Annotated in this window: 25 protein-coding genes and 1 riboswitch; of the genes, 11 read left to right on the forward strand and 14 right to left on the reverse strand. The window is 71.6% G+C overall.

The genetic code is table 11. From position 1 onward, the window contains the following. Positions 1–45 precede the first annotated feature (45 nt). From SMD11_RS16570 to SMD11_RS16580, 3 genes are all read left to right on the forward strand, one after another. On the forward strand, positions 46–1143 hold the full coding sequence (locus SMD11_RS16570; protein WP_087927196.1) for a LacI family DNA-binding transcriptional regulator: 1098 nt from the start codon (positions 46–48) through the stop codon (positions 1141–1143). 284 nt (positions 1144–1427) lie between these two features. Further along, a complete protein-coding gene (locus SMD11_RS16575) occupies positions 1428–2534 on the forward strand; it encodes a metallophosphoesterase (RefSeq protein WP_087927197.1) in 1107 nt (368 codons plus the stop codon). A gap of 182 nt (positions 2535–2716) precedes the next feature. Further along, complete coding sequence (locus SMD11_RS16580) at positions 2717–3604, forward strand: hypothetical protein (RefSeq protein WP_087927198.1); 888 nt, start codon at positions 2717–2719, stop codon at positions 3602–3604. 72 nt (positions 3605–3676) lie between these two features. Here the strand turns inward: SMD11_RS16580 and SMD11_RS16585 are convergent, their stop codons facing one another. From SMD11_RS16585 to SMD11_RS16605, 3 genes are all read right to left on the reverse strand, one after another. Then, on the reverse strand, positions 3677–5074 hold the full coding sequence (locus SMD11_RS16585) for a VWA domain-containing protein (protein WP_087927199.1): 1398 nt from the start codon (positions 5072–5074) through the stop codon (positions 3677–3679). A gap of 587 nt (positions 5075–5661) precedes the next feature. Then, positions 5662–6162 carry an ATP-binding protein gene (locus SMD11_RS16600; RefSeq protein ID WP_087927202.1) on the reverse strand — a complete coding sequence of 167 codons (501 nt, stop codon included), beginning with the start codon at positions 6160–6162 and terminating at the stop codon, positions 5662–5664. A gap of 182 nt (positions 6163–6344) precedes the next feature. After that, positions 6345–7547: a helix-turn-helix domain-containing protein gene (locus tag SMD11_RS16605; protein WP_199843897.1), complete on the reverse strand. Its 1203-nt coding sequence runs from the start codon at positions 7545–7547 to the stop codon at positions 6345–6347. Between the two features lie 114 nt (positions 7548–7661). Here SMD11_RS16605 and SMD11_RS16610 point away from each other — a divergent pair, with 114 nt between their 5' ends. Then, a complete protein-coding gene (locus SMD11_RS16610; protein WP_087927204.1) occupies positions 7662–8171 on the forward strand; it encodes an NUDIX domain-containing protein in 510 nt (169 codons plus the stop codon). A 79-nt stretch (positions 8172–8250) separates the two neighbouring features. On the opposite strand, the gene thiC is transcribed toward SMD11_RS16610, so the two are convergent. Beyond that, positions 8251–10026, reverse strand: coding sequence for a phosphomethylpyrimidine synthase ThiC (gene thiC, locus SMD11_RS16615; RefSeq protein WP_087927205.1), 1776 nt, complete (start codon positions 10024–10026; stop codon positions 8251–8253). Further along, positions 10020–10154: riboswitch (TPP riboswitch) on the reverse strand. It overlaps the preceding gene by 7 nt. A 61-nt stretch (positions 10155–10215) precedes the next feature. On the opposite strand from thiC, the gene SMD11_RS16620 reads away from it, so the two are divergent. Both SMD11_RS16620 and SMD11_RS16625 read left to right on the forward strand, forming a co-directional pair. Next, positions 10216–11586, forward strand: a complete 1371-nt coding sequence (locus tag SMD11_RS16620; protein WP_087927206.1) for a YibE/F family protein — start codon at positions 10216–10218, stop codon at positions 11584–11586. 97 nt (positions 11587–11683) lie between these two features. Further along, positions 11684–11995 (forward strand): hypothetical protein, encoded by a 312-nt coding sequence (locus SMD11_RS16625; protein WP_087927207.1) that lies wholly within the window; start codon positions 11684–11686, stop codon positions 11993–11995. On the opposite strand, the gene SMD11_RS16630 is transcribed toward SMD11_RS16625, so the two are convergent. From SMD11_RS16630 to SMD11_RS16640, 3 genes are all read right to left on the reverse strand, one after another. Further along, on the reverse strand, positions 11992–12438 hold the full coding sequence (locus SMD11_RS16630; protein WP_087927208.1) for an SsgA family sporulation/cell division regulator: 447 nt from the start codon (positions 12436–12438) through the stop codon (positions 11992–11994). The two genes, SMD11_RS16625 and SMD11_RS16630, sit on opposite strands and share 4 nt — an antisense overlap. A gap of 373 nt (positions 12439–12811) precedes the next feature. Beyond that, positions 12812–13033, reverse strand: a complete 222-nt coding sequence (locus tag SMD11_RS16635) for a DUF5326 family protein (RefSeq protein WP_087927209.1) — start codon at positions 13031–13033, stop codon at positions 12812–12814. 149 nt (positions 13034–13182) lie between these two features. Next, positions 13183–13500, reverse strand: coding sequence for a cupin domain-containing protein (locus SMD11_RS16640; protein ID WP_087927210.1), 318 nt, complete (start codon positions 13498–13500; stop codon positions 13183–13185). Between the two features lie 72 nt (positions 13501–13572). Here SMD11_RS16640 and SMD11_RS16645 point away from each other — a divergent pair, with 72 nt between their 5' ends. From SMD11_RS16645 to SMD11_RS16655, 3 genes are all read left to right on the forward strand, one after another. Continuing rightward, the gene (locus tag SMD11_RS16645; RefSeq protein ID WP_087927211.1) at positions 13573–13953 is read left to right on the forward strand and encodes a phage holin family protein; all 381 of its coding nucleotides are present in this window, start codon (positions 13573–13575) and stop codon (positions 13951–13953) included. Positions 13954–14231: 278 nt separating this feature from the next. Continuing rightward, positions 14232–15128, forward strand: coding sequence for a LysR family transcriptional regulator (locus SMD11_RS16650; protein WP_087927212.1), 897 nt, complete (start codon positions 14232–14234; stop codon positions 15126–15128). Positions 15129–15216: 88 nt separating this feature from the next. Further along, on the forward strand, positions 15217–15735 hold the full coding sequence (locus tag SMD11_RS16655; RefSeq protein ID WP_087927213.1) for an NUDIX domain-containing protein: 519 nt from the start codon (positions 15217–15219) through the stop codon (positions 15733–15735). A 34-nt stretch (positions 15736–15769) separates the two neighbouring features. Here the strand turns inward: SMD11_RS16655 and SMD11_RS36425 are convergent, their stop codons facing one another. Together SMD11_RS36425 and SMD11_RS16665 are read right to left on the reverse strand one after the other, a co-directional pair. Beyond that, positions 15770–17287 (reverse strand): globin domain-containing protein, encoded by a 1518-nt coding sequence (locus SMD11_RS36425; protein WP_267896831.1) that lies wholly within the window; start codon positions 17285–17287, stop codon positions 15770–15772. A gap of 638 nt (positions 17288–17925) precedes the next feature. Continuing rightward, on the reverse strand, positions 17926–18558 hold the full coding sequence (locus tag SMD11_RS16665) for an HAD family hydrolase (protein ID WP_087927215.1): 633 nt from the start codon (positions 18556–18558) through the stop codon (positions 17926–17928). A gap of 92 nt (positions 18559–18650) precedes the next feature. On the opposite strand from SMD11_RS16665, the gene SMD11_RS16670 reads away from it, so the two are divergent. Then, complete coding sequence (locus SMD11_RS16670) at positions 18651–19292, forward strand: DUF2269 domain-containing protein (protein ID WP_234366067.1); 642 nt, start codon at positions 18651–18653, stop codon at positions 19290–19292. A 90-nt stretch (positions 19293–19382) separates the two neighbouring features. Here the strand turns inward: SMD11_RS16670 and SMD11_RS16675 are convergent, their stop codons facing one another. Both SMD11_RS16675 and SMD11_RS16680 read right to left on the reverse strand, forming a co-directional pair. Further along, a complete protein-coding gene (locus SMD11_RS16675; RefSeq protein ID WP_234366068.1) occupies positions 19383–19904 on the reverse strand; it encodes a GlcG/HbpS family heme-binding protein in 522 nt (173 codons plus the stop codon). A gap of 92 nt (positions 19905–19996) precedes the next feature. Then, on the reverse strand, positions 19997–21241 hold the full coding sequence (locus tag SMD11_RS16680) for an MFS transporter (protein ID WP_087927216.1): 1245 nt from the start codon (positions 21239–21241) through the stop codon (positions 19997–19999). Positions 21242–21442: 201 nt separating this feature from the next. On the opposite strand from SMD11_RS16680, the gene SMD11_RS16685 reads away from it, so the two are divergent. After that, a complete protein-coding gene (locus SMD11_RS16685; RefSeq protein WP_087927217.1) occupies positions 21443–21904 on the forward strand; it encodes a MarR family winged helix-turn-helix transcriptional regulator in 462 nt (153 codons plus the stop codon). A gap of 248 nt (positions 21905–22152) precedes the next feature. On the opposite strand, the gene SMD11_RS16690 is transcribed toward SMD11_RS16685, so the two are convergent. The 3 genes from SMD11_RS16690 to SMD11_RS16700 form a co-directional block, all read right to left on the reverse strand. Continuing rightward, positions 22153–22836 carry a TetR/AcrR family transcriptional regulator gene (locus SMD11_RS16690; protein WP_234366069.1) on the reverse strand — a complete coding sequence of 228 codons (684 nt, stop codon included), beginning with the start codon at positions 22834–22836 and terminating at the stop codon, positions 22153–22155. A gap of 313 nt (positions 22837–23149) precedes the next feature. Continuing rightward, positions 23150–24277 (reverse strand): pyridoxal-phosphate-dependent aminotransferase family protein, encoded by a 1128-nt coding sequence (locus tag SMD11_RS16695; protein WP_087927219.1) that lies wholly within the window; start codon positions 24275–24277, stop codon positions 23150–23152. Between the two features lie 182 nt (positions 24278–24459). Then, positions 24460–25869, reverse strand: a complete 1410-nt coding sequence (locus SMD11_RS16700) for a serine hydrolase domain-containing protein (RefSeq protein ID WP_087927220.1) — start codon at positions 25867–25869, stop codon at positions 24460–24462. Between the last annotated feature and the right edge of the window lie 24 nt (positions 25870–25893).

The raw sequence follows: 25893 nt of genomic DNA on the forward strand, positions 1-25893 counted from the left end.
CGTCGCCCTGTCAATGGACCACCCGAGCCCTACTATCGGCTCGCCATGACAGCAGCAGGGAAGCATCAGGTGAGCCGGTCGACCGGCCGCCGGCTGGGGCGGGCGGGCATCCGGGACGTGGCCGCCGCCGCCGGGGTTTCGATCACGACCGTCTCCGACGCGCTCAACGGCAAGGGCCGGCTACCGGACGCGACCCGCCGCCATGTCCGCGAGGTCGCCGACCGGCTGGGCTATCGCCCGTCCGCCGCGGCCCGCACGCTCCGCACGGGCAAATCGGGCCTCATCGGCCTCACCGTGACCACGTACGGGGATGAACCTTTCACCTTCACCGAGTTCGCCTACTTCGCCGAGATGGCCAGAGCCGCCACCTCGGCCGCCCTGGCCCGCGGCTACGCCCTGGTCATCCTGCCCGCCACCTCACGCCATGACGTGTGGTCCAACGTCGCCCTCGACGGCACCGTCGTGGTCGACCCCTCCGATCACGACCCCGTCGTCTCCGACCTGGTCCGCCAGGGCATCCCGGTCGTCTCCGACGGCCGGCCCGCCGGCACCCTGCCGGTGACCGCCTGGGTGGACAACGACCACGAGGCCGCCGTCCTCGGCATCCTCGACCACCTCGCCGCGGCCGGCGCCCGCCGCATCGGCCTGCTGACGGGCACCACCACCGACACGTACACCCGGCTCTCCACCCACGCCTACCTGCACTGGTGCGAGCGGGTGGGCCAGGACCCGGTCTACGAGAAGTACCCGGCGCACGACCCCTGCGCCGGCGCCGTGGCCGCCGACCGCCTCCTCGCCCGGCCCGACCGGCCCGACGCCGTGTACGGCCTGTTCGACCCCAACGGCACGGACCTGCTCGCCGCGGCCCGCCGCTACGGTCTGCGCGTCCCCGACGACCTGCTGCTGGTGTGCTGTAGCGAGTCCACGGTCTACGCCACCACCGAGCCGCCGATCACCACCCTCTCGCTGAAGCCGCGGCGCATCGGCACCGCGGTCGTCCAGCTCCTCATCGACGCCATCGAGGGGCTCGACACCGGGCGGCCGGTCGAGCAGGTGATACCGACCGAGCTGATCGTCCGGACCTCCTCGCAGCGCCGCCCACCACGCGTCACGGTGAGCCCGCCGCGGGGCCCGACGATCTGAGGCCCGCCCGGCGCACCAGGGGCCGGGCCGGCCCGGGTCAACGCGCCGTTCCGCGCCGCCGTGTCTTTAGCGCGTCCTTCACCAGGTCGCGCGGAGGGCGCACGGGGCGCGGAGACCAGGGGGCGAACGAGTCAATTAGGGAGAAATAACCGCCGTACGCGCCCTCCCGCACCGATTCGCGGCCCCTGGTGCGTCACAAGGCGCGACGGTCATTCCTATGATGGGCGCACGACACCACGGACCGCCGTCGACCAGGCAAGGTCCACAAGGTGCACGGCGGCGCGATGGTGGAGGGGTCGATGACTCAGGGGGCCGGTCAAGGACCCGCGGCACGGCACACGGCGGCGATCCCGCCCTTCCCCGGGTACGCCGCGCCTCCCCCCATGCCGCCGTACGGCCAGGCGGCTCCCCCGGTGCAGCCGCCCATGGAGGCCCCGGAGGGCTACACCCCGACCGAGCGCGACCTGCCGGTGATCGGCCGGCCGGCCGTTCCGGAGGACATGCCGACGGTCGAGCTGACGCCGATCACCGAGCACCACGCCCACGTCCCGGCGCCGCCGTCCGGCCCCGGACCGCTCTTCGTCGTGGGCGACGTCCACGGCTATCTGGACGAGCTGCGGGCCGCGCTCGCCGCCCAGGGGCTCATCGACGCGAACGGCAGCTGGTGCGCGGGCAACACCCGCCTGTGGTTCCTCGGCGACTTCACCGACCGCGGCCCGGACGGCGTGGGCGTGATCGACCTGGTCATGCGGCTGTCCGCCGAGGCCGCGGCCGCCGGGGGCTACTGCAAGGCCCTCATGGGCAACCACGAGCTGCTCCTCATCGGCGCCAAGCGGTTCGCCGACACGCCGGTCAACTCCGGCGCCGGCACCGCCTCCTTCCAGGCGGCCTGGCTGCTCAACGGCGGCCAGCGCACCGACATGGAGCGCCTGGAGGACCACCACCTCCAGTGGATGTCCCGGCTCGACGCCATGGCGCACGAGGACGGGCACCTGCTGGTCCACTCCGACACCACGGCCTACCTCGACTTCGGCGATTCCATCGAGGACGTGAACGACGCCGTCACCGAGGCCCTCCAGCGCAACGACCCCGACGAGGTCTGGGACCTCTTCCGGAAGTTCACCAAGCGCTTCGCCTTCCGCGACGAGGCGGGCGCCCTGGCCGCCCGGGAGCTGCTGGACACCTACGGCGGCGGCCGGCTCGTGCACGGACACAGCCCGATCCCGTATCTGCTCGGCGAGGTCGGCACCGAGGAGGCGGACGACGAGGAGCGCGGCACGCCGGTCATCGACGGTCCTCATCTGTACGCGGACGGGCTCGCCCTGGCGATGGACGGCGGCGTCACGATGGCCGGAAAACTGCTGGTGGTGCAACTTCCGCTGAGTGGCTGAGGGTTCAGCGGGCAGACGTCCGGGCAGGTAGGGAGTCCACCGGCGCAGGGGCAATTCGGGAAACACACTGTCACCGTGCGCCGGAACGGCTCTACCATCGGGCTTATCCGTAGCAGGCTCTCCTCCGTTTCCGCCCACTGCCCGGTGCAAGCCGGCAACAAGGCCCTACGGAGCATCGGGGGATGCACATGAACAGCGCTCCGCACCTGCTGGACGAGGACCGCCCGGAATTCGAGCGGGTACTCGACCAGGCGTTGCGTACCGCCGACCATGACCCGGAACTGGCCGCCGCGATAGGACAGCGGCTCAATGCAGAACAGCTGCGTGCCATGGCGAGGAGTGCCGTGACCGCCATCTCGGCATGCGCGGCCGTCGAATACCAGACCTACGTAAAGGCGCGCGGCGCCCTGCGCGCGCTCTCCGCCAACGCCCGCCCCCAACCGGTGAGCGCCGGGGGCGCGCACGGCGACGAAGGCGCCCTCGATGAGGGTCCGGATTCGGCCACCGCCGACCGTGAGGCCATAGGTTCCGCGGGCGCGGGTGCGGGTGCGGTCCTCGCCGTGCTCGCCCCGGTGCTCGCCGGGATCGCGGCCCTGCTCTTCCTCGTGATCGGCTATGTGCTGCGCACGCTCGACACGGAGCCGGCCGTCGCCGACCCGATGGTGACCATCGGCTGGTGGTTCGCCGGCCTCACCGCGGCCGGGGCGTTCGTCGCCATGGTCGGCATGGTCGTCACCGCGCTGCGCAACGGCGTCGGCGAGGGCAGTGATGCGCGAGGGGTCGGGCTGACCGAGGAGACCGAGCGGGCCCATGAGGCATGGCGTCAGGCCCTGCTCCACCGCGGCATACTGCCCTTTCTCCGGGAGGCGCTGGCCGACGCCCCGCCTGCCCCGCCCTCCTCGTTCGTCCCGAGACGACCCGAGAGCCACAGCCGCACCCCGCAGCTGGGCTACTCCCGCCCCGGTTTCTCCAGCCCCGAGAGCGAGTCCACCCCCAGCACCCGCCCCAGCTACACCAGTCCCGACTTCACCAGTCCGGACTACGGCGCGGCGCGGGACCGTCCTGAGTGACCGGGACGGTACGGACGAGAGGCCCCTGCGGACGCGGGGCCTCTCGTCCGTACCGGGCGGGAGGGCGGGCCGTCAGATGATGCCCTCCCGCCGGGCCGCCACCATCCAGTCCGGGAACTCCGAGAGCAGCCGGTCGTACAGCTCCGCGTCCGACACGGAGCTGATGTCGTCGACGGCGAAGAACCCCACGTTGTCGACACGGCGCCCCGGCATGGTGTCGAAGCGTTCCAGCACCCCGTAGTCGGCCCGCCCCAGCCCCACGAACTGCCAGAAGACCGGCTCCTCGACCGCCGCCCGCAGCTCGCGCTCGATCTCGGCGTTGCGGTGGACGCCCCCGTCGGAGAAGAACAGGACGAGCGTGGGGTCCGCCGCCGGGTTCTCCCGGACGTACGTACGGACCTCGGCGATCACCTTCTGCTCCTCGTTCTGGATGCCGACCATCCGCATGTCCACCTGGCCCTCCTGGAGCCCCTTCCTGGGCTTCTTGGGGCGGCCGAAGAAGCTCAGTTCGCCGACGCGCACATGGAGCCGCAGCCAGTCGGGCAGCTCGCCCAGCCGCAGGTCGGGCAGCCGGGCCGGGTGCGAGGCGAACGCCCAGGCCTGCATCTCCCCGTCGTCGTCGAGCTGGGCGGCGACGGCCGCCATGCGCTCCACCACATCGGCCACGACCCCCTTGGAGTACAGCAGGGCCATCGACCCGGAGGCGTCGAGGACGAGGATCACGCGCGCCCGGGCGCCCGCGGCCCCGCGCTTGCTGAGGCTGACGGCCACCTGCTCCTTACGGAGCGACAGGCGCTTGCGCATGTCGACGGGGAGCCGCTCCTCGCCCTTGGTGAGCCGCGGGGCGGAGGCGGGGGCGGAGGCGGGCGCCGGGGAGGGAGCGGGGGGTACGGGCGCCACGGCCGCGGGAGGTGCCGGCGGTGCGGCCGGCATCGCCGGGGCGGCCGGCGGCTCGTCGTCGACCGAGATGCCGAAGTCGGTGGCCAGTCCGGCGAGCCCGGCGGCGTACCCCTGGCCGACCGCGCGGAACTTCCACTGTCCGGCCCGCCGGTACAGCTCGCCGCTGACGAACGCCGTCTCGGCCGTCGCCGTCATCTCGAAGCGGGCGAGCTCGGTCCGCGTCCCGGCGTCGAGCAGCAGAAGCGTCAGCCCGGCCAGCCCGCCGAACGTCCCGCCGTCGGCGGACGCGCACAGCGCCACCCGCTCGACCCCGGGCTCCAGGCCGCCCAGGTCGACCTCGACGGTGTCGCTGACGGAACCGGCCGCCCGCCGCTTCCCGAGGTGGCGTACGGCGCCGGAGGCGTGCGCCGGCTGGTTGTAGAAGACGAAGTCACCGTCGTCGCGCACCCGCCCGGCCGCCGTCAGCAGCAGCGCCGAGGCATCGGCGTCCGGCGCTCCGGGGGCTTCGGTCCAGGTGAGCACGGCGTGCACCGCGGAAGCGGCGACCGGCAGGTTGGCGCCCTTACTCATGGATATCGTCACGCGGCCAGTGTGCCGAGTGGGGACGGTGTCGCGTAATCCGCCGTCACGGCCCGGCCGGCGCCGCCCCGGTGGGTCCGGGGGCGGCGCCGGCCTTCCGCCGTGGTCTCCCGTACGCCCCAGCAGGCCGTCACCAGACGCCGGGCCAACGCCGTCGTCACCACGCGGCGACACCCGCCGGAAAGGCCGTGAAGAAGCACGTCGGCAGCATCTGATGCGCGGCAGCCACGTGATCCACAGCCCACCCCTGGGCGGCGGGGCCGGCCGCCGGGCCATCGAAGGACGCCGAGGTCTCGCGGCACAGCACGCACCGCACCTGACGCGTCCCCGCCCACCCGTCGAGCGCCCCAAGCGCAGCGTCGAGCCGCCGCACAGCAAGGACAGCCCTCACCGCACCCGCCACCCGCCGCGCCTGCCCGCCGACACGTCCTCAGCGCGGACACGCAGCGTGGGCCCGGACTTGAAGACGATCACGAGGTCCTCCGTGCGGCCCTCTTTCCGGCGGGCGGCTTTCACTTCCCGAACCTCGCCCCGGACCTGGACCTTGTCCCCGCGCCTCATTCCCTTGGACGCACCCATCACGTACCTGCCTTGTCGAGGGTGCCGGGGCCGCGGGTGGCGATCTCGCAAAGGTCGAAGCGGCAGATCACGGTCTTCCCGCCGCCCTCGTCCGGCGCCCACCACAGGCCGTCGGTCAGTCGCTGGACGATCATGAGGCCCCGGCCGTTGTCGGGCAGGACCGCTTCCGGCAGGGAACCCGCGAGCAAGGGGGAGAAGACATCCCCCATGGGGGTGCCCGGCGGGGTGGAGTCTTCGTCGGACACCCCGAGGAACAGCCACTTCGGCCATTTCGTGAGCCTGATGTCCACGCGGCGCGGGGCGCCGGGGACGGCCAGGTCCGCATCGGGTACCGCGTGGTGGACGGCGTTGCCCACGAGCTCGGAGACTGCCAGGCAGGCATCCGGCTCCAGCGCGGCGAGGTCCCAGTCCTCCAGGGCGGAACGCACCATTCCGCGCGCGGCACGGCCCGTGTCGGGGGCCTCCGCGTAGAGCGTCAAGGCGCGGCAACGCTCCACCATGGGGGCTTTCAGTACACGAGTGGGGGCGAGGGCGGAAAGGGCCCTCGAAGGCTTTCTGACCCGTGGTCCCACGGCTGATCCTCCTGAATCAGGGGAACTGGACGGGAGAGAAAGTAGGCCCTGAAACGCGTGTGGACCCGGAAAAATATTCCGGGTCCGTTCAACCGCTTCGGCTCCGGCCGCTACTGGAGGGCGCCCAGCTTCATGGCCAGCTCCTCCACGTCGCGACTGCGGGTGCGCTTGTGCAGTCGCCGGGCGAGGTCACACGCGAACTCGTGGGCACGGATCTGCTCAGGCGCGGTGGTGAAGGCGCGCTTCAGGGCGGCCACGGCCTTGTCTGTCTGACCCGTCTCGGCGTAGGCCCGGGCGGCATCAAGGCGAAGTCGGGCTTTGCGTTCGGCCGGCAGGCCGGTTCCCTGGATGCCCGGCACTATGTCCACGGCGCACTGGAAGTCCTCGAACTCCAGGGCCGTGGCCAGGCGGTGGATCTCCACGTTTGCAGGGCCGAAGGCGGTCCACATCTCGTCATGGCCCACGCCGAGCCGTTCAGCCGCTCGCTTGGCCTGCCCCAGCATCTCCCTGGTCTGGGCACGATCGCCCATGCGGGACGCAGCGACCGAGCCGTTAAGGAAGAGCGTCCCGTAGAGGGAGAGGGCTGTCGGTGAGGATTCCCACCAGCCCGGGGGCAGCTCGCGGGCAGCGTCGAGAGTGCCGTTCACCGCCTTCTCCGCAAGGCCGGCACCGAGCTGGACGTGAGCGGCGCCCCGCCGGAGCGCGAGGATCACGGTGGGGTCTTCCGTCTCGCTGGCAGCGATGGCGCCCTGATCCACGGCGATCCAGGCCAGGTTCGTCTCACCCAGCTTCCGGAGGTAGGCCGCGGCGACATGCAAGGCCAGCGCGAAATCTCGTAAGGCCCGCCGCTTGTCGTCCCCTCCGGCGTACGCCTGGGTCGCCAACCGTCCGTCCGCCAGCAGGCCGGGGAGGACTTCTCCGAGCCGCGCGTACTTCGACCCCTGATAGAGACGCCACGCCCGATCAACCTCCGCCGTCAAGCGCTCAAGGTGAGGTGGGTCCCTGCGGTCGTACAGCGAGTCGGAGAGCCAGCGCGACTGCATCAACGCGTCGCGGATCGCCGGGACGCTGGCCTTGTGGTCGCCCTGGTCCTCAAGGAGCACGGGAGTTCCCTGGAGATCCTCGAGGTGGACGCGGAGGGCGTCGGCTAAGTCGGCCAGCATCTTGACGGTGTTCACCGGGATGCGGCCGGACTCGACGCGGTACACCCAGTCCTCGGAGCGGTTCAACAGCTCACCCAGCTGCCACTGGTGCAGCCCCCGCCGCTCCCGGTAGAACCTCACGCGCTTGCCGAAATCCATGTGGTCGGTCATCCCACGCATCGCTGCCTCCGTAGCCGCCGAACTGAGTTTCACACGATGCAGGTTCCAACGACAGGGCGATGAGGCGAGTACGGCGCCCGAAGGCTGGGTCAGTAGGGTCGGCGCATGACGGAGACAGAGCAGAACCGGCGCCCAGCCCGCCCGCGCATGGCAGCGGGTGCGTTGTTCTTCAACGACAAGGGACACGTGCTGTTGGTCCGCCCCTCATACAAGCCCAAGTGGGAGATCCCCGGCGGATACATCGAGGAGGGGGAGTCCCCTCTGGCCGCGTGCCGTCGCGAGGTGGAGGAAGAGCTAGGGATCACGCCGGCTATCGGCGCGCTCCTGGTCGTGGACTGGGCACCGAACGCGGCCGAGGGCGACAAGATGCTGTACGTCTTCAACGGCGGTGAGCTGCGTCTGGAGGACCTGAACGCGATCAAGCCTGACGGCGACGAGATCCTCGCCGCCGAGTTCCATCCGGCGGATGCCGTCGATCAGCTACTGATTCCGAGGCTCGCCCGCCGCGTAAAGCAAGCGATCACGGCACGCGAACAAGATCATCCGCAGTACCTGGAGCACGGCGCCCCACCGCCCCATGGATCACTGACCACGGCGACATCACAGTTGTCTTGAGGCGCTCGGCAACACAGTCTCGAACCGCCGAGCGACCCAGGCATTAGCCAGAGCCGCTCGGTGGTCGGACAATCTCCTGTCAGTCCGCGAGCGGCAGGTAGACCCGGTTGCCTGCGGCTGCGAACTCCTTCGACTTCTGAAGCATCCCTGCTTCTACCTCCTGATCGCTGGCCGAACCGGCCAGGTCAGGGGCGAACTGCTCTGTGATGCTTCTGCTGATTTTCATCGAACAGAACTTCGGGCCGCACATCGAGCAGAAGTGCGCCGTCTTGGCCGGCTCGGCGGGCAGCGTCTCGTCGTGGAAGGCGCGGGCCGTCTCCGGGTCGAGGGCCAGGTTGAACTGGTCCTCCCAGCGGAACTCGAAGCGGGCGTCGGACAGCGCGTCGTCCCAGTCCTGGGCGCCCGGGTGGCCCTTGGCGAGGTCCGCCGCGTGGGCCGCGATCTTGTAGGTGATCACACCGGTCTTGACGTCGTCGCGGTCCGGCAGGCCCAGGTGCTCCTTGGGCGTGACGTAGCAGAGCATGGCCGTGCCCCACCAGGCGATCATCGCGGCGCCGATGCCCGAGGTGATGTGGTCGTACGCGGGCGCGACGTCGGTGGTCAGCGGGCCGAGGGTGTAGAACGGCGCCTCCTCGCAGATCTCCTGCTGGAGGTCGATGTTCTCCTTGATCTTGTGCATCGGGACGTGCCCGGGGCCCTCGATCATCGTCTGGACGTGGTGCCGCTTGGCGATGGTGTTGAGCTCGCCGAGGGTCTTCAGCTCGGCGAACTGCGCCTCGTCGTTGGCGTCCGCGATCGAGCCGGGGCGCAGGCCGTCGCCGAGCGAGTAGGTGACGTCGTACGAGGCGAGGATCTCGCAGAGCTCCTCGAAGTTCTCGTAGAGGAACGACTCCTTGTGGTGCGCGAGGCACCACGCGGCCATGATCGAACCGCCGCGCGAGACGATGCCCGTCTTGCGGCGGGCGGTCAGCGGGACGTAGCGCAGCAGCACGCCCGCGTGGACGGTCATGTAGTCGACGCCCTGCTCGGCCTGCTCGATGACCGTGTCCTTGTAGATCTCCCAGGTGAGCTCCTCGGCCTTGCCGTCGACCTTCTCCAGGGCCTGGTAGAGCGGCACGGTGCCGATCGGCACGGGGGAGTTGCGCAGCACCCACTCGCGGGTGGTGTGGATGTTGCGGCCGGTGGAGAGGTCCATCACCGTGTCGGCGCCCCAGCGGGTCGCCCACGTCATCTTCTCGACCTCCTCCTCGATCGAGGAGGTGACGGCGGAGTTGCCGATGTTGGCGTTCACCTTGACCAGGAACTTCTTGCCGATGATCATCGGCTCGATCTCCGGGTGGTTCACATTCGCCGGGAGGACGGCCCGGCCGGCCGCGATCTCCTCCCGGACGGTCTCGGGAGAGACGTTCTCCCGGAGGGCCACGTACTCCATCTCCTCGGTGATCTCACCGCGGCGGGCGTACGCGAGCTGGGTCACGGCGGCGCCGCCCCGGCCCTTGCGGGGCAGGCGCGGGCGGCCGGGGAAGACCGCGTCGAGGTTCTTCAGACCCCCGCGCGGAGAGGTGTGCTTGAGGCCGTCGTCCTCCGGGCGCATCGGGCGCCCGGCGTACTCCTCGGTGTCGCCGCGGCCGATGATCCAGTTCTCCCGGAGCGGCTGGAGGCCGCGACGGACGTCCGTCTCCACGGCCGGGTCGGTGTACGGGCCCGAGGTGTCGTACAGCTGGACGTCCCGCCCGTTGGTGAGATGCACCCGCCGCACCGGAACCCTGAGGTCCGGCCGCGAGCCGGTCACGTAGTCCTTGTGCCAGCCGATCTGCCGACCGGTTTCGGACGTGCGTGCATCCTGCGAGGTCATGAGACCAGAACTCCCTACGCCGGCATTACCCGGTAACAGGTTCGGCGGTCGACGCAGCGGCTTCCGTAGATCCCTACGGAGGTCAGCGCCCTCTCAGCCCGGTGCTCCGAGCTCCCGCGATTGCAAAGGTGCCACAACGCTAGCGCTTCCCCCGACCGGAGTGCCAGAGGGGCTTGCGATGATCGGTGCGTGACCCCCACGGACCCTCAGCCCCACGCACCCGGCCAGTCCCATGACCACGCGCATGGCCACACCCCCCACGGACACGGCCACGGGCACAGCCATGCCCACAGCCACGGACCGCCCTCCCCCGTCTCCGGCCACCTGCGCAAGGTCATCGCGGCGGTGCTGATCCCCTTCGCCGTCGCCGTGCTCGCCGGGCTCGTCCTGCTCTGGCCGGGCGGCGCTCCCCCGCACACGCACACCGGCCTCGGCGTCGACCAGCACACGGAGTCCGGCCGGGTGGTGAAGATCGAGGAGCAGGACTGTGTGAAGGCGGGCGGGCAGCCGCAGGGCGGCGGCCCCCAGCAGGGCGGCGGGGGGCCGGGCGGGCCCGGCGGGCCGCCGAAACCGCAGGGCCCCTGCGAGAAGTCGGAGATCGAGGTCACCTCGGGTCCCGACAAGGGCCGTAAGTTCACCGAGCTCGTGCAGCCGAACGCCTCGCGGCGCTACGAGGTCGGCCAGAAGGTCGTGCTCTCCTACGCCCCGAAGGCGCCGAAGAACCTCCAGTACGCGGTCTCGGACGTGGACCGGACCCTGCCGATGGCCCTGCTCGCCGGCGTGTTCGCGCTGGCGGTGGTCGTGGTCGGCCGGCTGCGCGGACTCTTCGCGCTGGCCGCCCTCGTGATCAGCTTCGGGGTGCTGACGCTGTTCATCCTGCCCGCCATCCTCCAGGGCTCGGACCCCCTGCTGGTGGCCGTGATCGGCGGCAGCGCGATCATGCTGATCGCGCTCTACATGTGCCACGGCCTCAACGCCCGTACGTCCGTGGCGGTCGTCGGCACGCTCACCTCGCTGGTGCTGATCGGCCTGCTCGGCTCGCTGTTCACCGACTGGGCGCACCTGACGGGCGACACCGACGACCAGACCGGCCTGGTGCACGGCCTCTATCCGGAGATCGGGATCCAGGGCCTGCTGCTCGCGGGCATCATCATCGGCTCGCTGGGCGTGCTGGACGACGTCACGGTGACGCAGACGTCGGCGGTCTGGGAGCTGAAGGAGGCCGATCCGAGCGCGAGTTGGCGCAAGCTCTACGGTGCGGCGATGCGCATCGGCCGGGACCACATCGCGTCGGTGGTCAACACCCTCGTGCTCGCCTACGCGGGCGCCTCGCTGCCGCTGCTGCTCCTCTTCTCCATCGCGGACAGCGGGATCGGCACGGTCGCGACCAGCGAGATCGTCGCGGAGGAGATCGTCCGGACGCTCGTCGGCAGCATCGGTCTGGTGGCCTCGGTCCCGGTGACGACCGCGCTGGCGGCGCTCGTCGTCAGCGCCGACCGGCACCACGCGGGGACGGCGAAGGCCAGGTCGCGGGGTGGCAGGCGCCGCCGGGCGAAGTGACCGCGGGGGAGACACGGCTGGAGGTCGCCGCCATGATGGCGGCGACCTTGGGCTACCGGTGGGGCGCGGGGCGGGACGAGACGGGGGCCGTCAAAGGGTGGGTGCCGTCGGACGGACGGAGGCCGTCAAGGGGCGGGCGGCCGGGCCGGCGGAGAACCGGGGCGGGACGTGGTCGCGCGACAACTGGCCGAAAAGCGGCCGGGCCGGCCCGACCGGCCGGGGTTCGTACGGGACGGTGGCGGCGTACGTGTCGGTGACGTACGGGACGGTGGCGTACGGGTCGGTGAACGTACGGCCGGGGCTCCGCGGCCACGACCGGGGGCGACGCGGCCCCGCGTGCCGGGCGGGTGTGCCCGTCGAGGACGACTGCGAAGGCTGGGACGGCGGAGGCATACGGGCGGCCCGCTAACCGGCGTTCTGCCCCTCCGTGTTGCCCGCGAGGATGTTGTCGAGGGCGGCCGCGAGGTCGTACTCGAAGTCCGCGACCGAGCGCTCCTCGCCGAGGGGCGCGATCCGGTCCGTCCGGTCGAGGAAGGCCACCAGGGGGGCCGCGCCCGCCCGGAACAGTGCTCCTTCGCAGCCCACTTGCAGCCGGATGAAGACGTCCGAGAGGTGTTCGCCGGAGGCCGGGGAGATGTGCACATCTCCTTCGCCGGACGGCTGGCTGAGCCCGTCGAGCAGCAGCTCCCGGGCGAATGCCCAGGTCACCGGCGCGTCACCGGGCAGGTGGAAGGTGAACTTCACCGCGTACGGGTCGCTGCTGTCGTAGTCCAGCCCCACCGGAATCCGGAAGGACAGCTCCTCGGAGACGAGGAAGGTCATGATCACTTCTGCCTGAACCGTTTCACGCATCGCCCAATGCCCCGATTCGTCGTTGTAGCCGGGATTGGCTCTCTATGCCCATATACACCGCCGTACGGCCGCATCCATGGATCACAGGGAGTGATTTTTTGGAGACCAATAGAGATCGAGAGTGAGCTTACGAGCTCTATGACTCTGGAGCGTAGCGACTCGACTACGGGGCGGAGTCGTTCCACGGGATTCAAGACAGAGAAATCGCCATAAGACGTCAACACCGGCCCTGGGCGTGGGCCGGAATGACGGTGGTGAGGGTGTACGGGCGGTGGGGCGGGGTGACGTACTCCTGTCTTCCGCACACCGGTTGGAGCCCCCGGGGCGGCGATCCCGGCTTCGCGGAGGGCGTTCCCGGCCGTGCGGGAGGGCGTTACCAGTCGCCCTTGGACGAGGACGACGAGGAGGTGAACTTCTTCACCACGAAGATCAGGCCGCCGATGAGCGCCACCAGGAGCAGCGCCTTGAAGACGAGAGCGATCACGAAACCGAGCACGCTCATGATCAGCCCGCCGAAGACGGCGAGGACGAGGACCGGCACGGCGATCCACTTCACCCACCACGGGAGACCTTCGAGAAACCCCTTCGCAGCCATGTCGTTCGTCCCTGCTTTCCGCTTTCGTGGGCCCGGAGCGCGGATGCTCCGTCCCTGCATTCGATGCTAGAGCGGACAGGTGGGCCGACGGGGGCCTCCCGGCCCCCGCCCGTCCCTGAACGGTCCCCTACGGGTAGGCGGGGGAAGGGTCAGCTCTCAGGCGGAGAGAAGACGACGAGAACCCTCAGATCCTCGCTGATGTGGTGGAAGCGGTGGGCGACCCCGGCCGGCACGTAGACCACGCTGCCGCGCGCGACCTCCGTGGTCTCCGTCCCGACCGTGATCGACGCCCGGCCGCTCACCACCATGTAGACCTCGTCCTGGGCGTGCGGGGTCTGCGGATCCATGCCGCCCGCGGCCAGGGCGTACAGCCCGACGGACATGTTCCGCTCGTGGAGGAACTGGAGGTACGCGCCCTCGTTCGCGGCCCGCTCCACCTCCAGCTCGTCCAGCCGGAATGCCTTCATCGCTCGCTCACCCTCATCCCCCGCCTCCTGTGCCGATCCGCGTCCGCCGATCTCGTCTGCAACGATCTCACCATGAAGAATTTCGTAGTCAAGACGATCGCGAACGCGGCGGCCCTGGCGGTCGCCGTCTGGCTGCTCAAGGGCATCACGCTGTCCGGCGAGACCACCGTCGGCAAGGTCGTCACGCTCTTCGTCGTCGCCCTCGTCTTCGGCGCGGTCAACTTCGTCGTCAAGCCGATCGTGAAGCTGCTGTCGTTCCCGCTGTTCATCCTCACCCTCGGACTGATCACGTTGGTGATCAACGCACTGATGCTGCTGCTGACGTCGTGGATCGCGGACGAGCTGGACCTGGCGTTCCACGTGGGGGGCTTCTGGCCGGCGCTGGTGGGCGGCGTGATCATCTCGGTCGTGGCCTGGGCGATGCACGTGATCCTGCCGGACGAGCAGGATTGAGGACCCTCGTCAACATCCGGTTGACGTCCACGAAAGAGGCGGGACACCAAGGGAGTTGACGGACGCACCGCGCACGGGCATCGCACGCCGAGACGGCTCAAAGCCTCCCCCCTCATGGCTTTGAGCCGTCGCGGTTCCCGTCCCGCCCCGGACGCGGGGAACCGCGCGACCAAGGCTAGTTGACTGTGCGTCAGTGTCCAATCACACCGGCGACACAGCCCTATCGACTTATTTATAGTTCGCGTACGACCGGGCGGCGTCGAGCCAGGGGAGACAGCATGGATCTGGCCCTCTTACGCACATTCGTCACGGTGCACCGGGCCGGGTCGTTCACCCGGGCCGCCGCCCTCCTCGGCCTCTCCCAGCCAGCCGTCACCGGTCAGATCCGGACGCTGGAGAAACAGCTGGGGCGGCCCTTGTTCGTCCGGCAGGCGCGCGGGGTCACCCCGACCTCGGTGGGCGACGAACTCGCGCGGAAGATCTCCCCGCATGTCGACGCGCTGCTGGAGATCACGGAATCGGGGTTCGACGAGCGGAGCGCCGGGCGGACGCTGCACCTCGCGGGGCCGCCGGAGTTCACGGCGCTGCGCGCGCTGCCCGCCCTGACCCCGCTGATCAACCAGGGACTGACGGTGCGCGCGGCGCACGGTGTGGCGGAGGAGCTGTTCGAGGGGCTCGCGGTGGGCCACCACGATCTGGCGATCACCACCTCGCGCCCGCGCGGCCGGCTGCTGACCGCGACGCCGCTCTGCGACGAGGAGCACGTGCTGGTCGCGGCCCCGCGCTGGGCGGCGCGGCTCGGCGGGGCGGCGGTCCTGCGGGACAAGGGCGTGCGCGCCCTGGAGCACCTGCCGGTGGTGGAGGTGCACGAGAGCCTGCCGCTCGTCACCCGCTACTGGGCGGCCGTCTTCGACACCAAGCCGCTGGCGTCCGGCAACGTGATCGCGCCCGACCTGCGCGCCGTCCTGACCTGCGTGACCGCGGGCGCCGGGCTGGGCGTCCTGCCCCGCTATCTGTGCGGGGACGCCCTGGACACCGGTGAGGTCGTCGCCCTCCTCGACCCACCGGTGCCGCCCCTGCGCACGTACTTCCTGGTCGTCAGGACAGGAACGCTGGCCCACCCCCACCTCGCCCGGGCGCACGAGTGGCTGCTGCGAGCCGCCGTCTCCTGGTGAGAACCGGGTGGGGAGCCGGGCGGGAACCAGGAGAGAAAGGGGACCACCGGCGGGTTTCGCGAGGTGCTCTACGCGGCAGATGTCCCCTATGACCGAACGTCCAGTGGTCAAGCGCACCGCACGTGCCATCCTGCTCGACAGCGCCCCCGGCGCCGCCCCCGGATCCTCCGCGTCCGCAGCACCCGAGATGATCGTGATCAAGCGGACGAAGCCCGGTGAGGCCCCTTACTGGATCACCCCCGGCGGTGGCATGGAGCCCGAGGACACCACCGTCGTCGCCGCGCTCCACCGCGAGGTCGACGAGGAGCTCGGGGCCAAGGTCGTCGACGTCGTGCCGGCCTTCGTCGACACCGTCTCGCACTCCACGCACCACGCCGCCCACGGCGTGAAGATCCAGCACTTCTTCGTCTGCCGCCTCGCCTCCATGGACCTCGACCGCCGCCACGGCCCCGAGGTGGACGAGCCGTGCGGGACGTACGAGGTGGTGCGCATCCCCTTCACCAGGGCGGGCATCGCCTCGGTCGAGCTCGTCCCGCCGTCGCTGCGGGCCTACCTCGACGCGAACATCGAGGGCGTGCGGGCCCTGCTCGCCGACGACCTGGGCTGACGCACCACGCCGCCGGGTCCCGGCCCCGGCCTCCTCAGCCCGCCATCAGTTCATGGATCGAGTCATGGCGTATTCGGTCGGGCGGTATGCCGATGTGCGTCAGCGCGTCGATGCTGCTGCGGATCATCCCGGGCGGGCCGGAGAGATAGGCGTCATAGGTGGTCCAGGGTCCGTACTGGCGGACGATCTGGGGGAGTTGCCCGCTCAGCCGGCGGGTCGGCCCGTCGGAGACGACCGGGCGCACGGACAGCCAGAGGTGCGAGCGCTGGAGCCGCAGCAGCGTGTCGATGTCGTAGAGGTCGTCGTCCCGGCGGGCGCCGTAGAAGACCTCCACGGGCCGCCGGCTGCCGTGCTCGGCGACGTCCTCGACCAGGGCCTTGATGGGCGCGATGCCGGTGCCGCCGCCCAGGCACAGCAGGCCGTTGTCGGTGCTGTGATCCACGGTCATGGAACCGGTGGGGGGACCGAGGCGCAGCACGTCGCCGGGGCGGGCGCGGTGGACCAGCGCGTTGGACACCCACCCGGCGGGCACGGCTTTGACGTGGAAGGAGAGCAGTCCGTCCGGGCGCGGCGCGGTGGAGAAGGAATAGTGCCGCCAGGTGCGCGGCCACCAAGGCGTCTCCAGGCTGGTGTACTGCCCGGCGAGGAAGGGATAGGGCTGGTCGGGCCGTACGGTCACGACGGCGATGTCCCGTGTGCGGCGCTCATGGGAGACGATCTCCGCCTGCCACCAGGCGGGGGATTTCGCCTCGTCCTCGGCCGCCGCGTCGATCATGATTTGGGAGATCGCGGTGTAGACGCGTACCCAGGCGGCCTCGGCGGCCTCGTCCCAGCAGGCCGCCGCGTATCGGGTGAGTGCCGCGATCAGGCATTCGCCGACGGCCGGGTAATGCGTGGGGAGCGTCCCGTATTTGCGATGGCCACGGCCGAGCCGGGAGAGGTATGCGGTGAGTGCGGCGGCGTCGTCCGCGTGCTCGGCGGCGGTGAGCAGCGCCTTGAAGAGGCGGTCCCGCTGGGCGTCCATGGCGGCCGGGAAAAGGTCGCGCAGATCGGGATGCCGTATGAACAGCAGTGCGTAGAAGTACGAGGTCGCTTTGTCGGCGACGGGGGCGATCTCGGCCAGGGTGCGGCGGATCTGGAGGGCGTCGGGGGAAGGGGCGGAGGGGCCGGAGGAGGCTGAGGAGGGGGCGGCGGCGGAGGGGGGAGCGGAAACGGCCGGGCGCCGTGGCCGGCGGGCCGTGCCGTCGGTGGGTAACTCGTCCGGACGTCGGTGCTCCGAGGCCTCACGGAATCCTTGAGGCTGTTGATGCTCCTGCGACTCCCGGAAGCCTTCGGCCTGTTGGTACTGCTGAGGCTGTTGATATTGCTGAAGTTGTTGATGCTGCTGGATCTGTTGCGGCTGCTGAAGCTGTTGCGGCTGCTGGGGAACCCAGGGGCCGGGGGCCACGGGGTGGTCGCGGGTCCTGTCCTCGCGTTCCGGTCCGGCATACGCACCGCCGGGCGCGCGCCGCTCCTCGCGGCTCCGGGCCGAGCCGACCGCCCGTACGGCCACCCACTTGCCGGCACGGGCCGCCGGGGCGGGGCCGGTGGGGGGAGGGGCGGTGGGGGGAGGGGCGGAGCCCGGGGGCGCCGTGGGAGGCGCCGCCGGGGCCGGGCCGGGAGCCGTTCGGGGCCGTTCACCGGGTCCGGGCGGGGGCTCGTCCCGCGCCCTCTCCCCTGCCCTGCCGCAGGGCCGGTCACCTGGCCTGTCGCCCGGCCTGTCCCGTGGGCTGAACCAGTCCCGTTCGCCCCCGCCGCTGCCCCCGCCGTCGGGCGGCGTCGTGGTCGGAGCGTCCTTCATCGTCTCGCCTCGAACATCTCTCGGTCCGTCCTCGCACGTCCGGGCACGCCCGAATGTGCCGACAATTCCCCGCGCTGCTCATGGGTCGCCGTTCCAGTCCGCGAAGCATGCCATCAACCGCGTGGCCGTTGTGCGGTTCATGGGAAGTACCCTTGCCGGGCACCCGGTTGAGGCTAGGCTGAGACGCTTCCGCATGTGCCGGACGCAAAGGCCGCAATGGCGTCGGCAAAGCCCTTACAGCACGGTGGAGTTGACCATACCGGGCGGATCCGGGAGTACGGCCCCCTGCCACCGGAGGCGACGCCCCATTCGGCCTCGTACGTGTCCCGGGAGAGGGGCCGTCACATCAATTACCTTGCGTCCGCCACCAATTCGTATGCCGCCCGGAGGTCCCTGCCGGCATAGGCGTGCACGGCGATATCGCTCACATGGTGATCGGCGTTCACCGCCACCGACACGGGCACCACGGAGAAAAGGCGCGCGTCCGACATCGAATCGCCGTAGGCGACGCAGTCGGCGCGGGTCAGCCCGTATTCCGCGCACAGTTCGTCGGTGACCCGCACCTTCGCGTCCGCGTCGAGGATGCCCGCGGGATCCACCGGGTCCCGGAACGGCACCGACGGCCAGAGCGAGCCGTGGGCCGCGTCGGCGCCCCAGGTCAGCAGGCGTTCCACGAAGAACCCGGGCGACAGGGAGATCACCGCGCAGCGCTCGCCCCGGGCCCGGATCTCGGCCCACACGTCCCGGATGCCGTCCATCCAGGGGGCGCCCTCGAACGCCGCGGCGACCTGTTCCTCGGTGAGTTCCCGCCACAGCTCGACGGCGAGGGCCGCGAATCGGGCCGGGGTCAGCTCACGGGCCGCGAATGCCCGCTCCAGCTCGCCGATCTCGCGTTCGAGCCCGAGCTGCCGGGATATCTCTATCGCCGCCGCGGACCCGTGCATCAGGGTTCCGTCCATATCGAACACATGCAGTCTGGTCACAGGTCCCGAGGGTAGGCGTACTCGGCCGTGAGTACGGAGGAATACTCCCGCCGTGGGACGCCCCGCCGCCCTCCTCGCGGCACCTTTGGAGCATGCAGCAGCTGGCTCGCCCCGCCCGCAGGGCACTCCTCGTCGTCCATGTCACCGCCTCGGTCGGCTGGCTCGGGCTCACGCTCGGGCTGCTGACCCTCGGGATCACCGGAGCGGTCACCGCCTCGCCGGACACCGCGGCGGCGTGCTACCGCGCCATGAAGGTCTTCGGGGACTGGCTGATCATCCCGATCAGTCTGTTGTCGCTGGTCAGCGGGGTGGTGCTGGCGCTCGGCACGCCCTGGGGGCTGGCCCGGCACCGCTGGGTGTACCTCAAGTTCTGGCTGACGCCGGGCGCCACCGCCGCCTCCGCCTTCGCCCTGCGGTCCTCGCTCGACGACGCGGTCGCAGCCGTCTCGGCCGGCCGTGAGGTGGGCGCGGTCGCGGACAGTCTGCTCGCCGCGCCGAGCGTGTCGCTGAGCCTGTACGTGTTCATGACGGCGATCTCCGTGCTCAAGCCGTGGGGGCTGACGCGCCGGGGACGCCGGCTGCGGGCCGCCGGCCCGGCTCGTAGGGCCTCGGACCGGCGGGCGGCCGCGGACCGGAGCGCCTCGGACCGGGGCGTCTCCGACCGGGAGATCTCGGCGCGGAGGCTCTCGGTCCGGGGGCGGGGCTCCCGTGCCGGGGCGGGTACGGGCGCGTAGCCGGTACGTACGCGCGTGCCCGGCGCGGACGGAGAGCTCTCCGTCCGCGCCGGGCACGCTTCGTCGCATTCCGGGCCTGGGCCGCCGGGCTCAGCCGCCCAGGACCTCCTGGATCGCCGCGTTCGCGAGGCCGTGGTCCTGCTCCGGGGCGCCGCCGCCGATGCCGATCGCGCCGATCAGCCGGCCGTCGCGGTGCACGGGGACGCCGCCGGCGATGAAGAGGAGCGGGCGGTCGAGGGCGGTCGGCAGGGTGTGGAAGAGGCCGCCGGGCTGGACGGCGTCGACGACGTCGGCGGTCGGCGCGTCCAGCTGGAGCGCGGTGAACGCCTTCCGCGTGCTGGTCTCCCCCGCGATCAGGACGGCACGGTCGTCGCGGCGGAAGGCCAGGAGGTGACCGCCCGCGTCGAGGACGCTGACGGCGATCCGTACGCCCTGCTCGTCGGCGGCACGGCGGGCGGCGGAGACGAGGGAGTCCGCGTCGTCGGTGGTGAGGGGGAGACGAGGGTGCGGGTGGTCGAGGACATGGGGGGTGCTCCTGTGAGGGGGATAGGGGTGGTGCGGTGGTGCGGTTCCGTGGCGGTCCGGTTTCGGTTTCCCGGGGATTCGGGTCACCGGGGTCCGTTCCGCGGAGGGGGTCAGGACACGGTCCTGGGGGTGCCGGTCCCAGCCGTTGACGGGGCCGGGACCGGCGGGTATCGGTGGTCTCAGTGGCCCGCCGGTACCGCCGTGGTCGCAGTGGCCGCGGTGGCGGCTCCGGCCACGGTTCCGGCCTCGGCCGACCCCGCGACGGCCTGGCCGCCCCGGGGCGCCCGCCGCTCCAGCGACGCGGACAGCACGGCCAGCAGGAGCGCGGCGGCGGCCATCAGCGCGCCGACCCAGTTGGGCGCCGTGTAGCCGAACCCGGCCGAGATCACCACGCCGCCGAGCCAGGCCGCGATGGCGTTGCCGAGGTTGAAGGCGCCGATGTTGACGGCGGAGGCGAGCGTGGGGGCGTCGGCGGTCTGGTCCAGGACGCGCTTCTGGAGCGGCGGCACGGACGCGAAGCCGAACGCGCCGATCAGCGGGATGGCCAGGGCGGCCGCGATCTTGTTGTGCGCGGCGAGCGGCAGCAGCGCGAGCACCAGGGCGAGGGCGCTCAGCGAGACGTAGAGCAGGGGCATGAGCGCGCGGTCCGCGTACCGGCCGCCGACGAGGTTGCCGACGACCATGCCGACGCCGAAGAGGACGAGCAGCCAGGTGACGGAGCCGGGTGCGTAGCCCGTGACCTCGGTCATCATCGGCGTGATGTAGGTGCTCATGGTGAAGACGCCGCCGAAGCCGAGGACGGTCATCGCCATGGCGAGGAGGACCTGCGGGTTGCGCAGGGTGCCCAGCTCACCGCTGATCCGGTTCCGCTCGGGGCGCGGCTGCTCGGGGACGAGCGCGGCGATGCCGAGGATCGCGAGGACGCCGAGCCCGGCGATGATGAAGAAGGTGACGCGCCAGCCGAGGTTCTGGCCGACCAGGGTGCCCATCGGCACACCCACCACATTGGCCACGGTGAGGCCCGTGAACATCATCGCGATGGCGCCGGCCTTCTTCTGCGGGGCGACGAGGCCGGCCGCGACGATCGAGCCGATGCCGAAGAACGCGCCGTGGGCGAGCGAGGCGACGATCCGCCCGGCGAGCATCACACCGAAGGCGGGGGCCAGAGCGGAGAGCGCGTTGCCCGCGACGAAGAGGCCCATCAGGGCCATCAGCATGCGCTTGCGGGGGACGCGGCTGCCGACGATCGCCAGGATCGGCGCGCCGACGACGACGCCGAGGGCGTATCCGGTGGTCAGCAGGCCGGCGGTGGGGATGGAGACGCCGAACTCGTCCGCCACCTCGGGCAGCAGTCCGGACGTCACGAATTCGGTGGTTCCGATTCCGAAGGCGCCGATGGCGAGCGCCAGCAGTGCGAGGGGCATGACGGGATCCTTCGAGCGGGGGGTCGGGAAGGGCTTGGGGACGGTGGTGCCGCTTCACCCACGTTTCTTGCAGGCGGGCCCTACGGGCGTCGACAATAGTTGCATGCGCGGGTTACTTGCAAGCGCGGGCTATTGCGGAAGAGGGCTATCCTGTCCGTACGTCCCCATATCCGAAGGACTCCGCATCCGAAGGAGCCGCTCATGTCCCGGACCCCGGACCCCGCACTGCTCGGCCTGGCGCAGGGCTGGTGCGCGCTGTCGGCGCTGCACGGCCGGATCGAGGCCCATATCGAGCGCGCCCTCCAGGCCGGGCACGGCCTGAGCGTGCGCGAGTTCTCCGTGCTGGACGTGCTCAGCCGGCAGCACAGCGGCGAGGGCGGCCACCTGCGGATGAACGAGGTCGCCGACTCGGTCGTCCTCAGCCAGAGCGCGACGACGCGCCTGGTCAACCGCCTGGAGGACCGCGGCCTGCTGACCCGCTACCTGTGCCTCACGGACCGCCGCGGCATCTACACGGATGTGACGGAGGCGGGGCTGGCCCTCCTGGCGGACGCCCGCCCGACGAACGACAGGGCACTGCGGGAGGCGCTGGGGGAGGCGGCGAAGCGGGCGGAGCTGGCGCCGTTGGTGGCGGCGGTGGAGTCTTTGGCGCCGGTGGGGTGAGCGGGTCGCTCTGACCTCGGCCCTCCGGGGGCGGGTGCCTGCGGGTGGGGTGCCTGTGGGTGGGGGACGGTCGGGCTGAGTGGTTGCCCGGAACCGGGCAGGAAAGCCGCCCCCGGCAAGTGGAAGCCGGCCTCGGACAGGGGCACATCCAGCCCGTCCGGCGTTTGAGGACACCGCGCGGAGCGCGGAAAGGGGGCCTGGGGGCGAAGCCCCCAGTTCCGGGAAGGGGCGGGTAGGGGAAAAGCCCCCTACCCCCGCCCCCGAACCCGCTCCCGATGCGCCCTCTGCCGGCACCCCCCACCGCAATACCGCGCCGGCCTCCCCGTCCGCGCGACCCTCACCGCCTCCCCGCACACCGCACACCGCCCCGTTTCGTTACGAGAACCCCGCACGACCGGCAGTTTCGTTACGTTTCCGCCCCGCCCCACCCGCAGGCTGTCGCACATCAGCGCCGTCATCCGTCCCGCCGGCGCCCCCGTACCCCGGTGGCGTTCCATGGACAGGCAGCCGAAGAGCAGCGCCACCACGTCCTCCGTGTCCACGTCCTTCCGGACGTCGCCGCTTTCCTGAGCCCTCGTCAACAACACACGCAGGGCGGCGTGGAAGCCCTGCTCGACATCCTCGGAGGGGCGGAAACGGCCCTCGGCGCTCGCCTCCAGGGCGTCCTGGAGCGCCTTGTTCCGGGCGGACAGCCGTACCACCGCCGCCAGATAGCGGAAGAAGACCGCGCCGGGGTCCGCCGCGTCCGCCAACTCCCTTGCGGTGTCCGTGAAGAGCCGGATCCGGTCCACCACCGTCGCCCTGAACAGGGCTTCCTTGGAAGGGAAATGGCGATAGACCGTGCCGGGACCGACCCCGGCCCGGCGCGCGATCTCGCCGAGCGGAACTGCCAACCCCCCTTCCTCGAAGGCGGATCGGGCCGCTTCGAGCACCAGCGCCCTGTTGCGTCGCGCGTCGGACCGCAGGGACACGGAGGGGGAGGGAGAAGCGGCTCCCGCCGCCGTCGCGGCGGGCGCGGAGGCGGGCCGGCGGGGTGCCGATCTGCTGCGTGGCGGCATGCGCGGGGCCTCCGAGGGCGCGGGAACGAAACGGGCCGGGCGTTCCGATTCTATCCGGGCAGTTGAGCGAGGCGCCGAAGGCGACATATGCATATAAAACGTCTGAAGAGATAAAAGGTAACAAAAAGGCCGCCGCCGGTGCGCGAAGCACCGACGGCGGCCCGGAGCGGGGCGTCCGCGGGACGGATCAGCCCACGAGCACGGCCTCCCACGCCGCACCCGCGGCCTTCAGGTACGCGTCGTCGTCCGCCACCTGCGCGCCCAGCGCGCGCAGCCCCGCCGCGAGCGCCTTCAGCGAGGCCAGGACCGTGTCGAGGTCGGCGGCCAGGCCGTAGTGGTTGACGCGGATCATCTCCTCGGCCAGCGCACCACCCGCGGCCTGCACCGGCACCGTGGCGTCGGCCGCGAGGGCGGCCGCCACGATGTCGCGGGCGTCCACTCCGTCAGGAGCGCGCAGGGTCGTCGCCACGGGGGCGGCGTCCTCGTCGCGCACCACGTAGGGGGTGAGGGTGCCCAGGGCCCGTACGCCCGCGCGCGTGGCCGCCGCGGCACCCCGGTGACGTGCGATGACGCCGTCGAGGCCGGTCGCCTCGATCCTGTCGGCCGCCTGCTCCAGGGCCAGCATCTCCAGCTGCGCGGGGGCGTGCGGCAGGACGGCGCGGCCGCCGTCGATCCAGCGCTCCTTCCAGTCCAGGAGGGAGAGGTACGAGCGGCGCGGCGCCTGCTCGTTGGCCGCGATGCGCTCCCAGGCGCGGGCGCTGACCGACACCACGGAGACGCCCGCCGGGCCCGCCATCGCCTTCTGTCCGCCGATGACGCACAGGTCGACGCCCCACTCGTCGGTGAGCAGCGGCTCGGCGCCGACGGACGCGACCGCGTCCAGCATCAGCAGCGCGCCGTGCGCGCGGACGACGGCGCCGATCTCGGCGACGGGGTTGGTGTTGCCGGTGGCCGCCTCGGCGTGCACCAGGCTCACGAAGTCGATCTCCGGGTGCGCGCGCAGCGCCTCCGCGACCTGCTCGGGGCCGACGGCCCCGCTGAAGGGCGCCGTCACCGTGATCACCTCGGCGCCGCAGGAGCGCAGCCAGCCGCCGAAGGTCTCGCCGTAAGGGCCGGTGATGATGTTGAGCGCGGTGCTGCCGGGGCGGACGGCGGAGCGGATGCACGCTTCCAGCGGCAGCAGGGCCTCGCCCTGCATGGCGACGACGCTCTCGCGTGTGCGCATCAGCGCGGCGACCTTGTCCTCGATGCGCGCGAAGTGCGCGGCGCCGAGGGGCGCGAGGTCGAGCAGGACCGGTGCGGTGTTCGCAGTCACGGTGGCCTTCCAGGGTGGGATCGCGCCGTTCCGCCGGCGCCCGCCAGTCTCTCCCTGACCCTACGTCCGCGGGGCGGCCCCGGCCGAGGGGCGGCCGTACCGGTCCCGGGGCGGCCGGCCACCGCGCGCCCGCGGAAGGCGACCGCCGTCCGGCCACGGAACCGGCCGCCCCTCACGTCACCTCAGCGCCACCCCGCCTCGTCCACCCCGCCCGGCACCGTGTCCCCCTGCTCGTACGGCTCCCGGGTGAAGACGAAGGTGCCCAGATCCAGGTGGCTCACCGCGCCCTCGTCCGTGCGCGCGACCTTCAGGGTCTCCCCCGCGTAGTAGCCGTCGAGGCCGGTCCAGGTGCCGTCCTCCTCCGGGCGGAAACGCGAGGCGCGGCCGCCGCCCGCCAGGGGCGCCAGCTCCAGCGCGCGGCCGGCGCCGAGGCGCAGGGCGAACGCGGCCGCGCCCCAGTACCAGGGCCCGGTCAGGGCGAGCAGCGCGGGATCCACCTCGTCGAGGGGCCGCCAGGGCCCGGGGAAGCGGGGCTCGCGCTCGGCGACGGTGTTCAGCAGGTCGGTGGCGGTGGGCGCCACCTCGAAGCAGGACGTCCGGTTGGCCAGGACGACGGCGGCCAGTCCCTCGCCGGGACTCACCCACAGCGTCGCCACGAAGCCCGGCATCGACCCGATGTGGCCGACGAGGGTCCGGCCGTTCCGGCGCGCGACCTGGAGGCCGAGCCCGTAGCCGGACGTCCAGCCCGGGTCCTCGGGGCCGGACTCCGGTACGCGCATCTCGGCGACGGAGGCCGCGCCGAGCACCCGGTCGTCACCGTCGAGCAGGAACGCCGCGAAACGGCAGAGGTCACCGGCCGTGGACCACAGCTGGCCGGCCGGGGCCATCCGGCCGGTGTCCACCGCGGGCTCCGGAAGAAGGGCGTCCGCCCAGGGGTGGACGGCCCAGCCCTCCGCGTAGGGCGCCTCGGGCGCGAGCGTGGTGCGCTCCATGCCGAGCGGGAGCAGCACCTCACGGCGCAGCACCTCGCCCCAGGGCTCGCCGCGCAGGCGCTCGACGACGGCGCCCAGGAGCGCGTAACCGGGGTTGGAGTAGTGGTGCCTGCGCCCGGCGCGGTGCAGCTGGGAACGCTCTCCGAAGAGGTCGGCGAGCTCCGGGCGCAGGTCGCCGTCCGTGCGCTCCCACCAGGGCCCGCGCGCCTCCGCCGCCAGGCCGGCGGTGTGCGAGAGGAGCTGTGCGACGGTCGCGTCGCCGCCCTCGGGGGCGTCGTCGAGATAGGTGCGCAGCGGGGCGTCGAGGTCGAGCAGCCCCTCGTCGCGCAGCCGCATGACCAGAACGGCGACGAAGGTCTTGGTGATCGAGCCGACGCGGTACTGCGTGTCCGCGTCGACCTCCTTCCCGGCCGTCGTGCCCCGCCCGCCGGACCACACCACGCGCCCGTCGCGCATCACGGCCGCCGTCATGGAGGGCGTACGGCCCTCCCGCTGGCCGAGGGCGAGACGGTGCAGCAGAGCGCGCCGGGTCTCCGGCAGCAGCTCCGTGAACCGCTGCTCCTCCGGGCGCTCTTCGTGGGGTCCGCGATACGTGATCATTCCCGCACCCTAGCCAACGCCCGC

Origin of the sequence: Streptomyces albireticuli (assembly GCF_002192455.1) — a bacterium.
Classification (GTDB): Bacteria; Actinomycetota; Actinomycetes; order Streptomycetales; family Streptomycetaceae; genus Streptomyces; species Streptomyces albireticuli_B.

Coding starts and splice junctions, on each gene's coding strand:
- SMD11_RS16600 (WP_087927202.1), bottom strand. CDS start 6,162: ATGGTGGAGCGTTGCCGCGCCTTGACGCTCTACGCGGAGGCCCCCGAC.
- SMD11_RS16605 (WP_199843897.1), bottom strand. CDS start 7,547: ATGACCGACCACATGGATTTCGGCAAGCGCGTGAGGTTCTACCGGGAG.
- SMD11_RS16645 (WP_087927211.1), top strand. CDS start 13,573: ATGAAGAATTTCGTAGTCAAGACGATCGCGAACGCGGCGGCCCTGGCG.
- SMD11_RS16655 (WP_087927213.1), top strand. CDS start 15,217: ATGACCGAACGTCCAGTGGTCAAGCGCACCGCACGTGCCATCCTGCTC.
- SMD11_RS16610 (WP_087927204.1), top strand. CDS start 7,662: ATGACGGAGACAGAGCAGAACCGGCGCCCAGCCCGCCCGCGCATGGCA.
- SMD11_RS16630 (WP_087927208.1), bottom strand. CDS start 12,438: ATGCGTGAAACGGTTCAGGCAGAAGTGATCATGACCTTCCTCGTCTCC.
- SMD11_RS16635 (WP_087927209.1), bottom strand. CDS start 13,033: ATGGCTGCGAAGGGGTTTCTCGAAGGTCTCCCGTGGTGGGTGAAGTGG.
- SMD11_RS16640 (WP_087927210.1), bottom strand. CDS start 13,500: ATGAAGGCATTCCGGCTGGACGAGCTGGAGGTGGAGCGGGCCGCGAAC.
- SMD11_RS16580 (WP_087927198.1), top strand. CDS start 2,717: ATGCACATGAACAGCGCTCCGCACCTGCTGGACGAGGACCGCCCGGAA.
- SMD11_RS16575 (WP_087927197.1), top strand. CDS start 1,428: ATGGTGGAGGGGTCGATGACTCAGGGGGCCGGTCAAGGACCCGCGGCA.
- SMD11_RS16680 (WP_087927216.1), bottom strand. CDS start 21,241: ATGCCCCTCGCACTGCTGGCGCTCGCCATCGGCGCCTTCGGAATCGGA.
- SMD11_RS16670 (WP_234366067.1), top strand. CDS start 18,651: ATGCAGCAGCTGGCTCGCCCCGCCCGCAGGGCACTCCTCGTCGTCCAT.
- thiC (WP_087927205.1), bottom strand. CDS start 10,026: ATGACCTCGCAGGATGCACGCACGTCCGAAACCGGTCGGCAGATCGGC.
- SMD11_RS16650 (WP_087927212.1), top strand. CDS start 14,232: ATGGATCTGGCCCTCTTACGCACATTCGTCACGGTGCACCGGGCCGGG.
- SMD11_RS16585 (WP_087927199.1), bottom strand. CDS start 5,074: ATGAGTAAGGGCGCCAACCTGCCGGTCGCCGCTTCCGCGGTGCACGCC.
- SMD11_RS16570 (WP_087927196.1), top strand. CDS start 46: ATGACAGCAGCAGGGAAGCATCAGGTGAGCCGGTCGACCGGCCGCCGG.
- SMD11_RS16685 (WP_087927217.1), top strand. CDS start 21,443: ATGTCCCGGACCCCGGACCCCGCACTGCTCGGCCTGGCGCAGGGCTGG.
- SMD11_RS16700 (WP_087927220.1), bottom strand. CDS start 25,869: ATGATCACGTATCGCGGACCCCACGAAGAGCGCCCGGAGGAGCAGCGG.